This window comes from Ruegeria sp. K5 (assembly GCF_056531805.1).
The window spans coordinates 32,964-47,271 of sequence record NZ_JBQFML010000005.1 but is presented as its reverse complement, the minus strand read 5'-3'; the positions used below and the strand labels follow the sequence as shown (position 1 = coordinate 47,271).

Below are 14,308 nucleotides of genomic sequence, written 5' to 3'. Positions count from 1 at the left end.
TTTGGCGTCAAACTTGAAGATGCACTTGCAATCGCAAAAGCGATTAAAATTTCGCCAAACATGGATGAGCATTGGCACAAGAGACTGGGCGCGTCTGAGCGCGCCCAGTTTCGTCAAGTCGCGACGTGCGACACGTCTTTGTCAGGCGAGTATATGTCCAAGATGTTCCAGTGCCCGGTCGTTGGCGTCGGGTTGTTGATCATTGGCACGTCGAGCACGGTTGGCTTGCCGCTGGCGATTGCTGCTTCCAACGCGGGCAACAACTCATCAGCGGCGCTCAGCCTATGCCCTTCCGCACCATAGGCCCTCGCAATCTCGGCATAGCCCGGTCCGTTGGCGGGTGCGGCAGCTGATCCGGGGAAGGTTGTGCCATAGGTCAGACCGTAATGCGCCTTTTGCAGACCTGCGATGGTGCCGAAGGCGTTGTTGTTCATCACCAGCCAGATGATGCCCAGATCAAGCTCAACAGCCGTCGCCAGCATCGAAGGGTTCTGACCAAATCCACCATCGCCAACCAGGCTGATCACCACGCGATCGGGTGCTGCCAGTTTCGCGCCGATCGCGCCCGGGGGGCCAAAGCCCATCGTCGCGAACCCGCCCGGCGTCAGGATCGAACCGGGGCTCAGAATATCGAATTGTTGCCCTACCCCGTTTTTATTCCACCCAACATCCGTGGTGATAATGGCATCCTCGGGCAGGGCCTTGCGCGTATCCGCCAGAATACGTTCGGGCATCATCGGAAAGGCTGTTGAGGTCACCATGTCCAAGTTGCACGCTTTGAACTCCGTTCGGAAGTCAGCGATCTTCTGTTCCAGCGCGGGACGGTTGAAGCCGTCGGGATACATCTCGCGGGCAACGCGGGTCAGAACGCGCAGCGCGGCTTTGGCATCTGCGACGACGCCGATCTCGGTGGGATAGTTGCGGCCGATTTCCTGCGGTTCGATGTCGATATGAATGACCTTTGAGCCGGGAATGTTGAACGTATAACCGGGGTACCAACTGGAACAATCAGCCTCTTTGAACCTTGTTCCTACGGCAAAGATGTAATCCGCATTCAGGCAGGACTGGTTCACCAACTCGGTGCCCCAAAACCCGGTCATACCCAGCACCAGCGGATGGTCGTCCCGCAATGCGCCCTTGCCCATCAGGGAATGCGCGACGGGCAGGCCCATATGTTCAACAAACTCGCGCAACTCCTCGCTAGCCTGTGCCAACAGGATACCGCCGCCGACATAAGCGACCGGGTTTTCGGCCTTCGCCAGTGCTTCGACAGTCTCTCGCGCTGTTTCATCGTCAATCGACGGTTTCTTGAGCGCGCGCGTGTTGTCGCGGATACGGTCGAAACTGTCCGAGGGGATCACCTCGGAGAAGATGTCCATCGGCACATTGACCAGCACCGGCCCGGGCTGGCCGCTTTCAGCCAGATGGAACGCCTTTTCCAAGATTTCGGCCATCAGGTCCGCGCGATCCACCCGCCAGGCACGTTTGACGAAGGGGCGATAGATCTCCCACTGGGCGGCGTCTGCGTGCAGGTTCACCTCCTGATGCGGATGCTTGCCGTAGTAATGCGTGGGAATGTCGCCTGCGATCACAACCATCGGGATACAGTCCAGCGCGGCATTGGCGACCCCGGTGGCACAGTTTGTCAAACCTGGGGAGAGGTGTGACAAAACCACCGAGGCCTTGCCCGTCACGCGGGCATATGCATCCGCCGCGTGGCTGGCGATTTGTTCATGGCGCACCGTGACGAAATCAATCGGGCTTTCGGCCAACGCGGCCAAAACCGCGATGTTCGTGTGGCCACAAAGCCCGAACACATGCTTGACGTCACGGCGTTCGAGGAAATCAACGATATGTTCGGCGACGGTTTTGCCGTCCAGTTTCGCTCCGTCCATCATGCGACCTCCTGCCCGTAGAACTCACCGAACAGGTCCGGCTCCGAGGGGCGATCCTCGGGGATCGGACGGCTGACCCAGGTGTAATTCATCATATGTTTCATGGTGACGTTTTCATTGGTGATGTTGCCGCCCCAGATGCCGCAACCAAGGCTGCTGGTCATGGGCATACCGTTGGTCCATGCACCGGCGTTGGCCTTGGACTGAGGCTGCCGCACCATCATGCGGCTGACCGGAGCCAGACGCGCGAGCCGGTCGATGTGATCGTCATTGTGGCTGTAGATGCCGCAGGAATGGCCCTTGCCCCCGGTGTTGTAGATCTGGCGGACTGTATCCAGCGCATCATCGAACGTGTCGAAATGGTAAAGCGCCATCAGAGTTGTCAGTTTCTCCTTAGAGAACTTGTGCTGCGGCCCGATTTGCCCCTGATTTTCGACCATCAGAAACTTGCGATCTTCGGGGATCGAGAACCCGGCAACTTTGGCCGTTTGCTGCGGCGGACAGGCGATGGTCGGGAACGTGCGGTTGCCCTTTTCGTCCCACATGGCTGCTTCGAGCATGGCCTTCTCTTCGTCCGAACACAGATACCCGCCTTCGGCTTCAAGCGCTTTGACCATATCGTCGTAGACCGAGCGCTGGATGATGATGTTACCGTCGGCTGAACATCCCGAGCCAAAGTCGGACGTCTTTGAAATACGCGTATTCTGCGCGGCGATATCCAGATCGGCTGTCTCATCGATGACGATGGACGAATTGCCCGCGCCAACGCCATAGGCCGGACGTCCGGAACTATACGCCGCTTTGACCATGGGCTTGCCACCTGTCGCCAGCGTCAGGTCGCAAATCTCCATCAGATGTTGCGTCAATGGGATCGACGGTTTGCGAATGGATTGAAACAAATCCTCGGGGGCACCGGCGGCACGGCAAGCAGCACGCATGACTTCGACCATTTCATAGGTGGTGTGGGCGGTTCGCGGGTGCGGGCTGAAGATAACCGCATTCCGGGCGTTGGCGGCGGACACGCCAGTTACCGGCGGTGTCATCGCCGGGTTGGTCATCGGGATCAGGGATGCGATCACACCGGCGGGTTTGGCGTATTTCACCAGCCCTTTTTCTTCGTCGACTTCGACGATCCCGGTCGACGGCGTGCGCAGGACATCGCGCAAAACCATGTGAATCTTGAACCGCTTTGCAGGACGCCCTTCGCGATCTCCGATACCGCTTTCGTCCACGCCTTGCTGGGCCAGACGGGTAAAGGTCTTCTCATTCCCCGCATACCACGCAATGGCCTGAGACAGGCGGTCCAGCCGGTCTTGATCCCAATCCTTGATCTCGGCCATGGCAGCGTGGGCGCGTGCCAGCATATCACCCGCCATGTTGCGGTCGTTTTCAGTGAGCTCTTTGCCCATGGTGATCCTCTTGGTGTTTTAGAATGGCTGCAACGGGCATACGGCGCTGTGACCGCGCCGCACCGAATGTTCGCTTGGCGTGGCTGAGACAGCGACGCGCGTGTTCTTCATATCCCAACTCGGCAACGCGGCTTTGGTTGGGCAGTTCGATGGAATAGTCTACGGGTGGCATCCGTTCGATGATGCCGGTGAAATCGATCCATCCCTCTCCGGGATAAAGCCGCGCATCACGGGCCAGCTGGATCATGCCCTCGCGCGTATCGGCGATGCCGGGCAGGCAGTCTGAGATATGCAGGAAGTGAAACAGGTCTGAGGGGACGTGCAAGAGCTCTCCCAAATCCACACGGCTGAGGTGCAGATAGAGCGTATCGACCAGAATACCGCCGTTCGGTTGGTCCGAAGCGCGGACAATATCCAGCGCCTCATCCAAGGTGCGCAGGCGGGAGAAGCTTGGAAACTCAAGGTCCACTGTTAGCCCGTACGGAGCCGCCAGTTCGCAGGTCTCGGAATAGACGTCGATCAGAAAGTCACGATCATCGCGGGTGTTGGTCCACGCGCTCATGATCATGCGCTTGGCGCCCAGTTCCCCGCCGATCTCCAGAGAAGGCTCAAAACTGCGTGGGTCAACATCTTCGGTGATACGCGCAATCTCGATATCCAGAACCTTTAAGCCAGTGGTCGCAAGCGCTGTTTTGGTGGCCTGCACCTGCGCCTTGTCGATCGGGGATTGAGTGAATTCACCGGGCACATGCATCGGAATGAACCGGGGGCTGACGGCATCGTACCCGGCCCGCGCGGCGATATAGACCAGCTCGGGCGGCGTACAGCCAATCAGCGTCAGATGCGCCAAGGAATAGAGAGAGGGGCTTGCGCCAGCCTCTTCGGGTTTCACCATGAATGACAGCTCCACGTGTCTGCGAATCTAAAATTCATCACACGTAGTAAAAAATATCTGATATTTTTAAAAATATCAACTTTTAATGCTGAGTAGAAAATGAAAACGCCCGGACAACGGCCCGGGCGTGTTTGACCTTAGTGCTGGCAGGGCTTTAGATGGTGACCCAATCGCCTCCGGACTGGTGAGAGCGCACAGAGGCATCAATGAATCGGACACCATCCGCGCCTTGTTCAACACTGGGGTAAGTAAGCCAATTGGCCGGAATCGCGACACCATCCCGGCGCGCGGCCACGGCTATGGCAAATTCCGTATAAAGGTTGGCCCAGGCTTCGATAATCCCTTCGGGGAAGCCACGCGCGGTCCGGACCAGACGTTCCGCACCGGGGCCGATGCCGTGCCCGTGACCTCGACTGAGGATACGGTCCGGCTCACCAAACCGATTGAACTTCAGCCGTTCCGAGTTCTCAAGGTCCCACTCCAAGCCCCCTTCGCTGCCGAAGACCCGCAACCGCAACCCGCCCCGGTTTCCGGGGGCAAGGCGCGTTGCCATCAAGGTTCCCGGAACCTCGTTTTGATAGCGGGTGAACATGAATACCGTGTCTTCCAAAGGCTTGGGCGCGCCGCAGACATGGAACTCGGCCCGCAGATCGGTCATGGGCAGGCCCGAGACAAAACTGGCAAGATGCGCGGCGTGGGTGCCGATATCGCCGACACAGCTGGTCGGACCTGAAATCTTGGGGTCCAGCCGCCATTTGACATGAGGCGCATCGGCCACATCTTCGGGTGTCATCCAGTCTTGCATGAACTCAACATGGATCTGGTTGATCTTGCCGATGCCGCCTTCGGCCACGATTTGTTTGGCCTGCCGGATGACCGGAAAACATGACATCGCATAGCCGACGGCAAAAACCTGCCCCGTGCGCGCGGTGATCTCCTCAAGCCCCTCTGCCTCGGCGACTTCATTGGTCAGGGGCTTGTCGCACAGCACGTCAATACCCACCTCCAGAAAGGCTTTGGCCGCGTCGAAATGAACGTGGTTCGGGGTGGTGATCATCACCGCGTCCACACCATCAGGCCGTGCCGCCTCGGCCTGCGCCATCTCGTCGAACGACGCATAGCACCTGTCTGCTGGCAGGAACCACTCAGCCCCGCGCGCCTTGCTGCGCGCAGCGTCAGAACTGAGCGCACCTGCGGCGACCTCCCACCGGTCAGTCATCCGGGCCGCCGTTGCCTGCGTGACCGAGATACGCCCACCGCCAACAACGCCCAGCCGCAAACGGCGAGACAAGCGGGGGAAAGGACCGTCAAAATTCAGGGTTTCGGGTAGCAGTCGCTCAGCCATTCTGAACCTCCATGTCCGGGGCCCGTGCGCCTTCGGGCAGGATTTCAACCGCCATGAAGATGCTGGGGGTGATCGTCTCGTACTGATGCCAGGGATAGTTGCCTTCGGCGTCATACATCGGCTTGTGCGTCGTGCCGGGGGCCATGAATTCTTCGAGATAAAGGGTTTCAACGTCCCGTTCGCGGCATTGCTGCATTTTGCCAAAGCCTACGATTTGCGTATGCACTTCGCGAAACCCCGGAACCGGGCAGAACGGATGATCCTTATGCAATCCGACATTCAGTGGAACTGAGCCCGAGTGGTACATGGTCAGTCCAACGTTACCCACGAAGACCTTTGGCGACATGTAGTGGCTGACACCGCGCAGACGCTCTTCCTGGCGAACATCAAAGGCTGAAGGCCATGTATCCTTCACCCATGCGAACAGCGCATTGTCATCGGCCTGGTCGTCGAAACCATGAACAATGACCGCACGTTCCACGTTTTGGACGGTGCTGTTCTGCACGATCACCGACGAAAGCGGCGCAACGGTCTGATCCTCGACCGCGAGGTCCCTTCCCCCGAGGTTCAGAACAATGGCACGACCCTCGACAGATACTCTGTCTTCATCAGTGATGTGCTGGACGCGAAAGAATGGCTGTGCAAAGTCGAGTGTCTCAATCGGCATGGACCAGCTCCTTCCTCTCATCGTTCAGGAAATCGAACGGCAGAGGTGCAGGCGCTTCGCATCGGCTTTCTATTGTCTGGTAGGCACCGAATTTCGGTGCCCGTTCAATCGCGTCCATGACCTCGAACACGTGGTAGGCCAGCGCACCACTTGCACGGGGTTGGCGTCCTTCTTGTGCCGCCAGGGCAAGATCCAACAGGCCGAGGCCACGGCTGTCTTCGTTAAACCCGTGTTTGTTGTCGACCACCTGCCAGTCTTCGCGACCGGTTGGACGAGGCTGATGAGACCAGCGCGAGGTCTCCCGCGTTTTCAGCCAGACATCCCCTTGAAAGATATTGGCACCATGAACCGGGTCAGGGTCGGGGATGCTGATGGTCCCGTCTTCACCATAAATCTCGAACCGGGGCGCTTCGCTGTCCCAGATGTCGAAGCTCATGGTCATCGACCCGATTGCGCCGGATGAGAACTGCAGCAGGCTCAGGGAGTGTGTGTCGACCTCGACATCCATCCATTCGCCGTTGCGCGGGCCATTTTCGATCATCCTTTTGTCGAACGTGCGTCGCGCCATTCCTGCGACGCGGTCAACGGGACCAAGGCAACAGATCATGGCAGTCAGGTAGTATGGCCCAAGGTCCAGCAAGGGCCCGCCACCCGCCTTGTAGTAGAAATCCGGGTTGGGATGGTGGCGTTCTGTCCCGTGGGTACCGACATGGGCGAAAACCCCTGTTGGATTCCCAATCGCGCCTTCATCGATCAACCGACGAACGGTCTGCCAACGACCGCCCAGAAACGTGTCGGGCGCGCAGCCGACCAGCAGCCCCTTTTCCGAGGCCATGTGCAGGATCGCCCTTCCATCCGTTCGGTTCATGACCAGTGGCTTCTCGGAATAGACGTGCTTGCCCGCCTCCAGCGCGCGCAGGCTGATTTCGGCATGGGCGGCTGGTATTGTCAGGTTCAGAACGCAGTCAATCGTTGGATCTTCGAACACGTCATCTGGCGTGCAGGCCCTGGAGATGCCGTATTGATCCGCCTTGGCGCGGCTTTCCAAAGGATCGAGGCTGGCGCAGGCCACGACCTCGACGTTCGAAAATTTTGATAGTGTTTTTAGATAGATATCGCTGATACGACCACAGCCGATAAGGCCGACCCGGAAGGATTTCGATGTCTCAATTGTCATCATTCCTGTCTTCGTAGAAGGGTAAGTAATTCGGGGGCATGGGCCCTTTGTTGCGCCCGCCCTGCCCCATCTGTTCCCAGGCGTGGGCGAGTATTCCAACCGAGCGGGACAGGCAGAACAGCCCTCGCGACAGGGGCGCGGGAAAGCCAAGTTCGCAAAAGATCACCGCCGTTGCACCGTCGATATTCATGGCGATGGGCCGACCGCCGCGTTGGCGACCAAGCTCGGCCTGAACCTCTTCTCCGATATCGGCAAAGCGGCCGGATACTGTGCCTTCTGCCGCCGCGTCACGAACAAGCTGCATCAGCCGGGGGGCGCGTGGATCGACGGGTTTGTGAAATCTGTGGCCAAAGCCCGATACGATCTTGCCGTAGGTCTCGCGCCAGCTGTCCAGACCGTCCCGAACCGCGTCATTCAATGCAGCCCCCGCATCCATGCGGGCGGCGATATCATAATACAGCTCGGCGCATTGCTCCCCTGCCCCGCCATGTACATCGCCCAGCATGTTCACCGCAGTCGCCATCGCGTTGTTGAGACCAACCCCGCAGGTCGCAGCCATACGCGCCGCCGCGATCGACGGGGCCTGTGGGCCGTGATCCACGCCTGCGACCAATGCAGCCTCGAACAAACGCGCCTGCGCGTCGCTGGGCAGATCGCCCCGCACCATCAGCCAGATCATCTGCGGGAACGAGACGTTCCCGATCAGGTCCTCGATAGGATAGCCACGAAAAGCGATCTGGCCGGGTTTCATGTCGATGATCGAGGTTCGCCACCAATCGCGGACCGCGCGCTCATCATTTGTCATCTGTGTGGTCATTGCGTCTGCACCTCTTTCACCGCTTGGCTTTTGCTCTGTGCAGCAAGGCGAATGGGCGCGTTGCGCGCGCCATACCCGGCATAGCCCGCGCGGCGTTCAACAATTTCAAAGAAGAAGCCGTTAAAGATGGGGCGGCTGTAGATCTGAAAATATTCGGCACCCGCTGCCCGGTCGTAAAGGATGTTGCCCTGACGCATCTGGGCGATCAGATCGTCATCCAACCCGAAAGTCGCTTGCAGATCGGCGTAGTAGTTTTCCGGAATCGTCAGGCTGGGAAAGCCGGACTTGCGCAATTGCGCCGAGGTTTCAAATATGTCGTCCGACTGAAAGGCGATGTGCTGAACGCCCGCTCCGAAACCGTCTTCCAGGAATGACGCCGCCAAAGTCCGACGACCAACGGCCCCGTTCAGGTTCAGGCGCACTTCGCCCTCGGGGCTTTCGATAGCCTGGCTTTGCACAACACCCGACGGGTCGGCGACGTTCACGATGGGCGACTTTGCCATCTCAAAGGTCGAAATGTAGTAGAGCAGCCAGCTTTGCATCTCATCGTGGCGCATGGTCTGGGCCAGATGGTCGATGCGACGCAGACCGGCGGGTTGGGTCGCCTTTGTTTTCGCAACCGGCTCGAATTCGATATCCCACACCCGATGCAGATCGGATTTCTCATCGATAAAATGAACGACGTTACCACCGACACCCCGAATGGCCGGGATATCCAGCTCTCCGGTTCCTACCGGCTGCGAAAAATCCGGGGCCCCCAGCGCGGTAGCCCGCTGAACCGTCTGATCCGCATCCTTGACGCGCAATCCCATGTCACAGACCGATGGGCCGTGGCCCAGCAAGGCTGAATGGGCGAAACCTTCCTTTTCGGTATTCACCACGATGTTGATCGCGCCTTGCCGCCACAGCTCGACGGATTTGCTGACGTGCTTTCGCTCCATTCGAAAACACATGGCTGACAGCATGTCTGCCAGCTGCGCACCGCTTACCTCGTCGGCTGTGAATTCGACGAACTCAAAGCCTGACGCATAGACACGTTCGGGCAGTTTCGGGATGCCATAATCTGCGCTTGGTTCGGTCCGCGACACCTCATCCAGAAGGTTTACCAGCGACCTGTAGCTGTCTCGGGCCAGTGTGCGACCTCCGGGTTGGGGGGCCGCCTCGTTGACGCGGGCGATGGACCAGGGCCCCTTGTACCCGGCGCGGGACAACACCCGCACAAAGCCCGCAAGGTTCAGCGCCCCAAGCCCCGGCAAAAGCCCAAAGTGCCGTTTGAGCCTGCGAATATCCATCTCAAGCCGGGGCGCGTCGGACAGTTGTACATGGAACAACCGCTCTCCGGGGGTGTCCCTAAGACGGGCTGGTTTGGACCCGTCGGCAAGCGAGAAAAATGAGTTCAGGGCCAACCCGAAATGAGGGCTGTCAATTGCCTCGACAATGCGTAACGCCTGCTCATCCGAGTGAACAAGATCGGACCATGGCAAGCCCATATAGGCCAGACGCAGCCCTATCTGTTTGGCAATTTCGGTCGCCTCGCCAAGGTCCGCGATCACCTGTTCTTCGGTGGCATCAGTGCCCACTTCGAACGCGGACCCCACAAGCAAAAGATCTGTGCCCAACGCATCCATCAGATCGAATTTACGCCTTAGCCGGTCAAAGGCGCGTTCCCGCCCCGGGCCGGTCTGACCTTCGAGGTTATGGAACGGCTGCAGCAGGCAAATCTTCAGACCGAGGTCCGACGCAATATCGCGGATGTGCGAAGGCGGCCCGTCAAACGCGGTCAGGTCAGGTTCGTGCAACTCGACGCCGTCAAACCCAGCCCCGGCGATGGCATGCAGTTTCTCTGCCAGATCGCCGGGTATGGAGGTTGTCGAAACCGACAGGCACATTACCCCTGATACCCGAACAGACGCGGCAACCACAGGACCAGATCAGGCATCAACATCATGATCATCAGCGCGAAGATGAGCACCGCCAGAAAGGCCCAGATTTCCGAGATGATTTCGCGCAGCGGAATGTCCGTCACGGCGTTGATCACGAAAAGCAGAATGCCATAGGGCGGCGTGATCAGACCGATCATCGAGTTCACGACGACCAGCACTCCGAAATGCACCAGATCGATCCCAAGCGCCTCGCAGGTGGGAATAAACAGGGGCACGATCACCAGAATGATCGTTGTTGCGTCCAGCACGCAACCCAGCGCAAGGATCAGCAGGTTAACCAGGATCAGGAACACAATCGGGCTAACATCCGAACCCTCCAGCAGGGCCGAAATCGACTGTGGAATCTGTTCCTGAATGACGATGAAGTTCAGGATGAACGCACCGCCAATGACCACGCCCACAGCGGCGGAAGACCGCGCGCTGTCGACGAACACCTGATAAAGGCCACGGAAGGTCAGTGCGCGGTAGAACAATGCGGCCAGCAGCAGGGCGTAGAAGGCAGCCACGGCGGCGGCCTCGGTCGGCGTGGTGACGCCGCCATAGATACCATAGAGCAGGATCGCGGGCATAAGCAGTGCGGGGAACGCATTGGCAGTTTTTGCGGGCAACTCGCGCAGCGGAACAGGTTCTTCCAGTGCAAAGTTCCGCTTTCCAGCCAGATAGTAGTTCATCGCCATCAGGACGACGCCCATAATCAGGCCTGGCAGAATACCGGCCAAAAACAGCGAGCCAATAGAGGCTTTCGACACCAGCGCGTAAAGGACCATTGGAATCGAGGGCGGAATGATCGGGCCGATCGTCGCCGACGCCGCGGTAATAGCAGCGGCATAACCTCTGCTGTAGCGGCCATCCTTGGTCATCATCTCAATGATGATCTTGCCGATCCCTGCCGCATCCGCAACTGCCGAGCCGGACATGCCCGAAAAGATCAATGACGCCACCACGTTGACATGCCCAAGACCGCCCTTGAACCGCCCGACCGCAGCGACGCAGAAGTTCAGCAGACGGTCCGTGATCGACCCCGCATTCATGATATTGGCGGCGACGATGAACAACGGCACGGCAAGCAGGATCGTGCTTTTGTAGAAGCCTTGCAGGATCTTCTCACCCGCAAGCGCGACGTCCAGACCAGCGACACCCAGATACATCAGTGACGCCAACAGGATGGAATAGCCGATAGGTGTCCCGATGCCTGCCAGAACAAAAAGGGTCAGCAGGCAGGAAAGAAGTTCAAAGCTCATTTGCTTGCGTCCTCGTCGTCTTCCACGTCAACGCGGGGATGATCGTCGACCACGTTAAATCCCACGACCATTTCAAGTTCAGTTTTTGGTGGGCCGTTGCGCATGATGTCGAAGAACAGCCATGCATAGCGTGCGGCTACGACCAGCATGAACACGGCATAGATCGAAAACACCGTGCGCAGCGGTACCTTCTCGCCCGAGAACGGGTTGCGAACCGTCGCGGTCTTGCGGATTTTCATCCAGTCGATGTAGTCCCAGGTCGGCGGAAAGCTGTAGAGCATCCCAATGACGATGGCGGCGGCTGCGAGCATCGCAAAGACCTGACGGACACGTCGGGGCACCGACAGGTAGATGATGTCGAACTTCACATGATCCCGTTCACGTACGATGAAGGCGCAGCTGAAAAAGATCACCCAGACCCAGAGGATGCCGATCAGTTCAAGCGTCCATCCGGCGGGGGTAAAGAAGTACCGCAACAGAATTTGCAGAAGGAAGATCAGGAAGATTGCCGCCAGCATCCCGCCGGCAATCGCTTCGGTCAGTCGGGAGAACCCCTTTATGAAGCCTTTCATGGTGGTTCTCCCTTCCGTGATTGGTCTTAGTTGCCCAGCGCGTTGATCTGTTCCAGAACGCCGTCCGGCCACGACCCCGCAAACTCGCTTTCAAGATACATGGACTGAACCTGATCGCGGAACGCGGCCAGATCGGGCTCATAGACTTCCATGCCCTGCTCTTTCAGGAAGCTGACCAGATCCTCTTCCTTCTGAAGCTGCTTCTGGCGACCCGATTCAGCCGCTGCATCCGCAGCTTCCTGAACCTTGGCCTGTTGTTCCGGCGTCAACCCGTCCCAGACCTCTTTGCCGATGGCGATGTAGTTCAGGTCGACCAAGTGGGACGTCAGGATTATCTGATTGGTCACTTCGTAGAACTTGGCATCCACCACGGTCGGCAGCGGGTTGTCCTGGCCGTCAACAGCGCCGGTGGACAGCGCAGTATAGACCTCGGAGAACGCCATCGGAGTTGGCGCAGCACCCAGCGCCTTGCCAAGGAACTGCCACGCATCAGTACCCGGCATCCGCAAGTTCACGCCTTCCAGATCGGCCGGGGTTGTGACCGTCAACTCATCCTTGGGCTGGCGCAGGTTCACCTGACGACGACCCAGATACATGACCGACAGTAGTTTGACGCCCAACTCGTCTTCAGCCTTTTGCTTGAAGGCATCCATAAGGGGATCGTTGAAGACGGCCACCTGATGCGCCGCGTCCTGATGGACATAGCCGGCGGTAAAGATCGAAAACTCGGGGAAGAACTGTGCCAGTTCCTGCGCCGAGGTGATCGACATCTCCAGATTGCCACGGCTGATGGCGTCCAGCTCGGTGCCTTGCGCGAAGATGGTGCCGTTATAGCTGGGCTCGTAACTTGCGAAATCGGCGACCATGGGCGCAAAAACCTCGACCATGGCGACCGAGCGCTGGTCGGTCTCCGATCCCGACGTTGCCATTCGAAGTTGCACTTTGTCTTCTGCCAGCGCACCACTTGTTGCGCTGAACAGAACACCGGTTGCGACCAGGGCTGATACAGCAGCCCGGCGGGTAAGTTTGGTAATCACTTTGCTCCTCCCTGAGACATCATGATGTTTTTTTGACGATTCCGAGTTTTGACCTATTTTGGACATTTTGCAAGATTTTTTACAAAATATCTGATATTTTAAACTATCGTGACCTGAGCCTTCGGTGACTGCTGATAGCTTTCTATCCTAACGGTTTCCCCCGTCCGGCAGGAATTTTGTATTGCTTCAATGACTTGAAGCGTTCTCAGCCCCTCCCACCCAGAGACAATCGGCTCTGCCTTGTGGCGCGCCACGTCAACAAAATGCCTGAGCTGATTGACCAAAGGGTCCGAAGCCCCCTTTTTCAGAGCCGTTGACGAGATCGGAGTCCACCAATCCCGTTGCCCGCCCGGATAATTCCAAAGCCGAAGGTCAGGGACGGACAAGGATCCATGAGAGCCTCCGATCATATAACTGCTTTCCGTGGTTGATGGGTAAATCGGATATTCCTGGGACGTCATCTCCCAACTCCACGGGGCAACGATGCTGTCGGACACGGTTATTGTCCCGATCGCGCCACCCTCGAATGTCAGCAACGCCCCGGCCACATCTTCGTTGTCATACCCGCGTTGCGACGCGATGGACTGCGCCTGTACGGTCACGACCTCTCCGGCCAGATAGCGCAGAAGATCGACGTCATGGACCAGATTGACCGAGATGGGCCCCGCCCCGGGTTTCTTGCGCCAGGGCGCGGACTCAAAATACGCGTCTGGCTTGTAAAACCAGCAATTCGCATGAACCGCGCGAACATCGCCGATCTTCCCGTCTGCAATCGCTTCCTTGGCGGACTTGATCAAAGGGTTGTACCGTCGATGATGCCCGACCATGAGCGGCACATCTGCCTTCGCGGCCTCTTGTACCAGCTCAAGCGCTGCATTGGCTTCGACAGCAATCGGTTTTTCGACCAGAACAGGGCACCCGTGTCGGACGCATGTCAGCCCCTGCTCAACATGCAACGTCGTCGGGGTCGCAAGCACAGCGCCGTCCGGTGATTGGTGGGCAAACATATCCTCAAAGGTCTTGTAACACGCGACACCATGCTCGGCGGCATAGGCACGGCCCTCGTCGCTGGGATCGACGACCGCCACAAGATCGACATGACGCAACGCCCGGATCGCGTCCGCGTGGCGGCGTCCAACAAGGCCAATGCCAATAATGGCAATGCGAAAGTTCTGAGACACTGTGTTTCCTTCCGGAGGGTTCGGACATCTCCGAAACCTGAATGTTCAACCGAGCAGCGTTGCCCAACTTGACCGCGACCGTATTGGGGTTTTTGCGATTCCGCAATAATGTATGATATTTTTATTTTT

The 14,308-nt window shown here is 58.3% G+C and carries 12 protein-coding genes; all 12 read right to left on the bottom strand.

What is annotated here, in order from left to right; all coding sequences use genetic code 11:
* Positions 1-113: 113 nt before the first annotated feature.
* The gene (locus ACR0MO_RS14360) at positions 114-1,898 is read right to left on the bottom strand and encodes a thiamine pyrophosphate-binding protein (RefSeq protein ID WP_480891969.1); all 1,785 of its coding nucleotides are present in this window, start codon (positions 1,896-1,898) and stop codon (positions 114-116) included.
* Positions 1,895-3,304, bottom strand: coding sequence for an aldehyde dehydrogenase family protein (locus tag ACR0MO_RS14355; RefSeq protein WP_480891967.1), 1,410 nt, complete (start codon positions 3,302-3,304; stop codon positions 1,895-1,897). The genes ACR0MO_RS14360 and ACR0MO_RS14355 overlap by 4 nt, the downstream gene beginning before the upstream one ends.
* On the bottom strand, positions 3,285-4,199 hold the full coding sequence (locus tag ACR0MO_RS14350) for a sugar phosphate isomerase/epimerase family protein (RefSeq protein ID WP_480891964.1): 915 nt from the start codon (positions 4,197-4,199) through the stop codon (positions 3,285-3,287). The genes ACR0MO_RS14355 and ACR0MO_RS14350 overlap by 20 nt, the downstream gene beginning before the upstream one ends.
* Positions 4,200-4,353: 154 nt before the next feature.
* Entirely contained in the window at positions 4,354-5,544 is a 1,191-nt protein-coding gene (locus ACR0MO_RS14345) for a Gfo/Idh/MocA family protein (RefSeq protein ID WP_170622707.1), read from the bottom strand.
* Entirely contained in the window at positions 5,537-6,211 is a 675-nt protein-coding gene (locus ACR0MO_RS14340; protein ID WP_480891962.1) for a hypothetical protein, read from the bottom strand. The genes ACR0MO_RS14345 and ACR0MO_RS14340 overlap by 8 nt, the downstream gene beginning before the upstream one ends.
* The gene (locus ACR0MO_RS14335) at positions 6,201-7,388 is read right to left on the bottom strand and encodes a Gfo/Idh/MocA family protein (protein ID WP_480891959.1); all 1,188 of its coding nucleotides are present in this window, start codon (positions 7,386-7,388) and stop codon (positions 6,201-6,203) included. The genes ACR0MO_RS14340 and ACR0MO_RS14335 overlap by 11 nt, the downstream gene beginning before the upstream one ends.
* Positions 7,378-8,193: a citryl-CoA lyase gene (locus ACR0MO_RS14330; RefSeq protein WP_170623144.1), complete on the bottom strand. Its 816-nt coding sequence runs from the start codon at positions 8,191-8,193 to the stop codon at positions 7,378-7,380. The genes ACR0MO_RS14335 and ACR0MO_RS14330 overlap by 11 nt, the downstream gene beginning before the upstream one ends.
* Positions 8,194-8,201: 8 nt before the next feature.
* Positions 8,202-10,094, bottom strand: coding sequence for a bifunctional sugar phosphate isomerase/epimerase/4-hydroxyphenylpyruvate dioxygenase family protein (locus ACR0MO_RS14325; RefSeq protein ID WP_480891956.1), 1,893 nt, complete (start codon positions 10,092-10,094; stop codon positions 8,202-8,204).
* The gene (locus ACR0MO_RS14320; protein WP_008755425.1) at positions 10,094-11,389 is read right to left on the bottom strand and encodes a TRAP transporter large permease; all 1,296 of its coding nucleotides are present in this window, start codon (positions 11,387-11,389) and stop codon (positions 10,094-10,096) included. The genes ACR0MO_RS14325 and ACR0MO_RS14320 overlap by 1 nt, the downstream gene beginning before the upstream one ends.
* Entirely contained in the window at positions 11,386-11,961 is a 576-nt protein-coding gene (locus tag ACR0MO_RS14315) for a TRAP transporter small permease (protein ID WP_480891953.1), read from the bottom strand. Before ACR0MO_RS14315 ends, ACR0MO_RS14320 begins: the two co-directional genes overlap by 4 nt.
* 26 nt (positions 11,962-11,987) lie before the next feature.
* Positions 11,988-12,998: a TRAP transporter substrate-binding protein DctP gene (dctP, locus tag ACR0MO_RS14310; protein WP_170622702.1), complete on the bottom strand. Its 1,011-nt coding sequence runs from the start codon at positions 12,996-12,998 to the stop codon at positions 11,988-11,990.
* A 98-nt stretch (positions 12,999-13,096) separates the two neighbouring features.
* Complete coding sequence (locus ACR0MO_RS14305; RefSeq protein WP_480891950.1) at positions 13,097-14,179, bottom strand: Gfo/Idh/MocA family protein; 1,083 nt, start codon at positions 14,177-14,179, stop codon at positions 13,097-13,099.
* Positions 14,180-14,308: the final 129 nt, after the last annotated feature.

What these genes read in the sequence shown, in the direction of transcription:
- ACR0MO_RS14360 (WP_480891969.1), bottom strand. Translation starts at nt 1,898, where the DNA reads ATGATGGACGGAGCGAAACTGGACGGCAAAACCGTCGCCGAACATATC.
- ACR0MO_RS14355 (WP_480891967.1), bottom strand. Translation starts at nt 3,304, where the DNA reads ATGGGCAAAGAGCTCACTGAAAACGACCGCAACATGGCGGGTGATATG.
- ACR0MO_RS14350 (WP_480891964.1), bottom strand. Translation starts at nt 4,199, where the DNA reads ATGGTGAAACCCGAAGAGGCTGGCGCAAGCCCCTCTCTCTATTCCTTG.
- ACR0MO_RS14345 (WP_170622707.1), bottom strand. Translation starts at nt 5,544, where the DNA reads ATGGCTGAGCGACTGCTACCCGAAACCCTGAATTTTGACGGTCCTTTC.
- ACR0MO_RS14340 (WP_480891962.1), bottom strand. Translation starts at nt 6,211, where the DNA reads ATGCCGATTGAGACACTCGACTTTGCACAGCCATTCTTTCGCGTCCAG.
- ACR0MO_RS14335 (WP_480891959.1), bottom strand. Translation starts at nt 7,388, where the DNA reads ATGACAATTGAGACATCGAAATCCTTCCGGGTCGGCCTTATCGGCTGT.
- ACR0MO_RS14330 (WP_170623144.1), bottom strand. Translation starts at nt 8,193, where the DNA reads ATGACAAATGATGAGCGCGCGGTCCGCGATTGGTGGCGAACCTCGATC.
- ACR0MO_RS14325 (WP_480891956.1), bottom strand. Translation starts at nt 10,094, where the DNA reads ATGTGCCTGTCGGTTTCGACAACCTCCATACCCGGCGATCTGGCAGAG.
- ACR0MO_RS14320 (WP_008755425.1), bottom strand. Translation starts at nt 11,389, where the DNA reads ATGAGCTTTGAACTTCTTTCCTGCCTGCTGACCCTTTTTGTTCTGGCA.
- ACR0MO_RS14315 (WP_480891953.1), bottom strand. Translation starts at nt 11,961, where the DNA reads ATGAAAGGCTTCATAAAGGGGTTCTCCCGACTGACCGAAGCGATTGCC.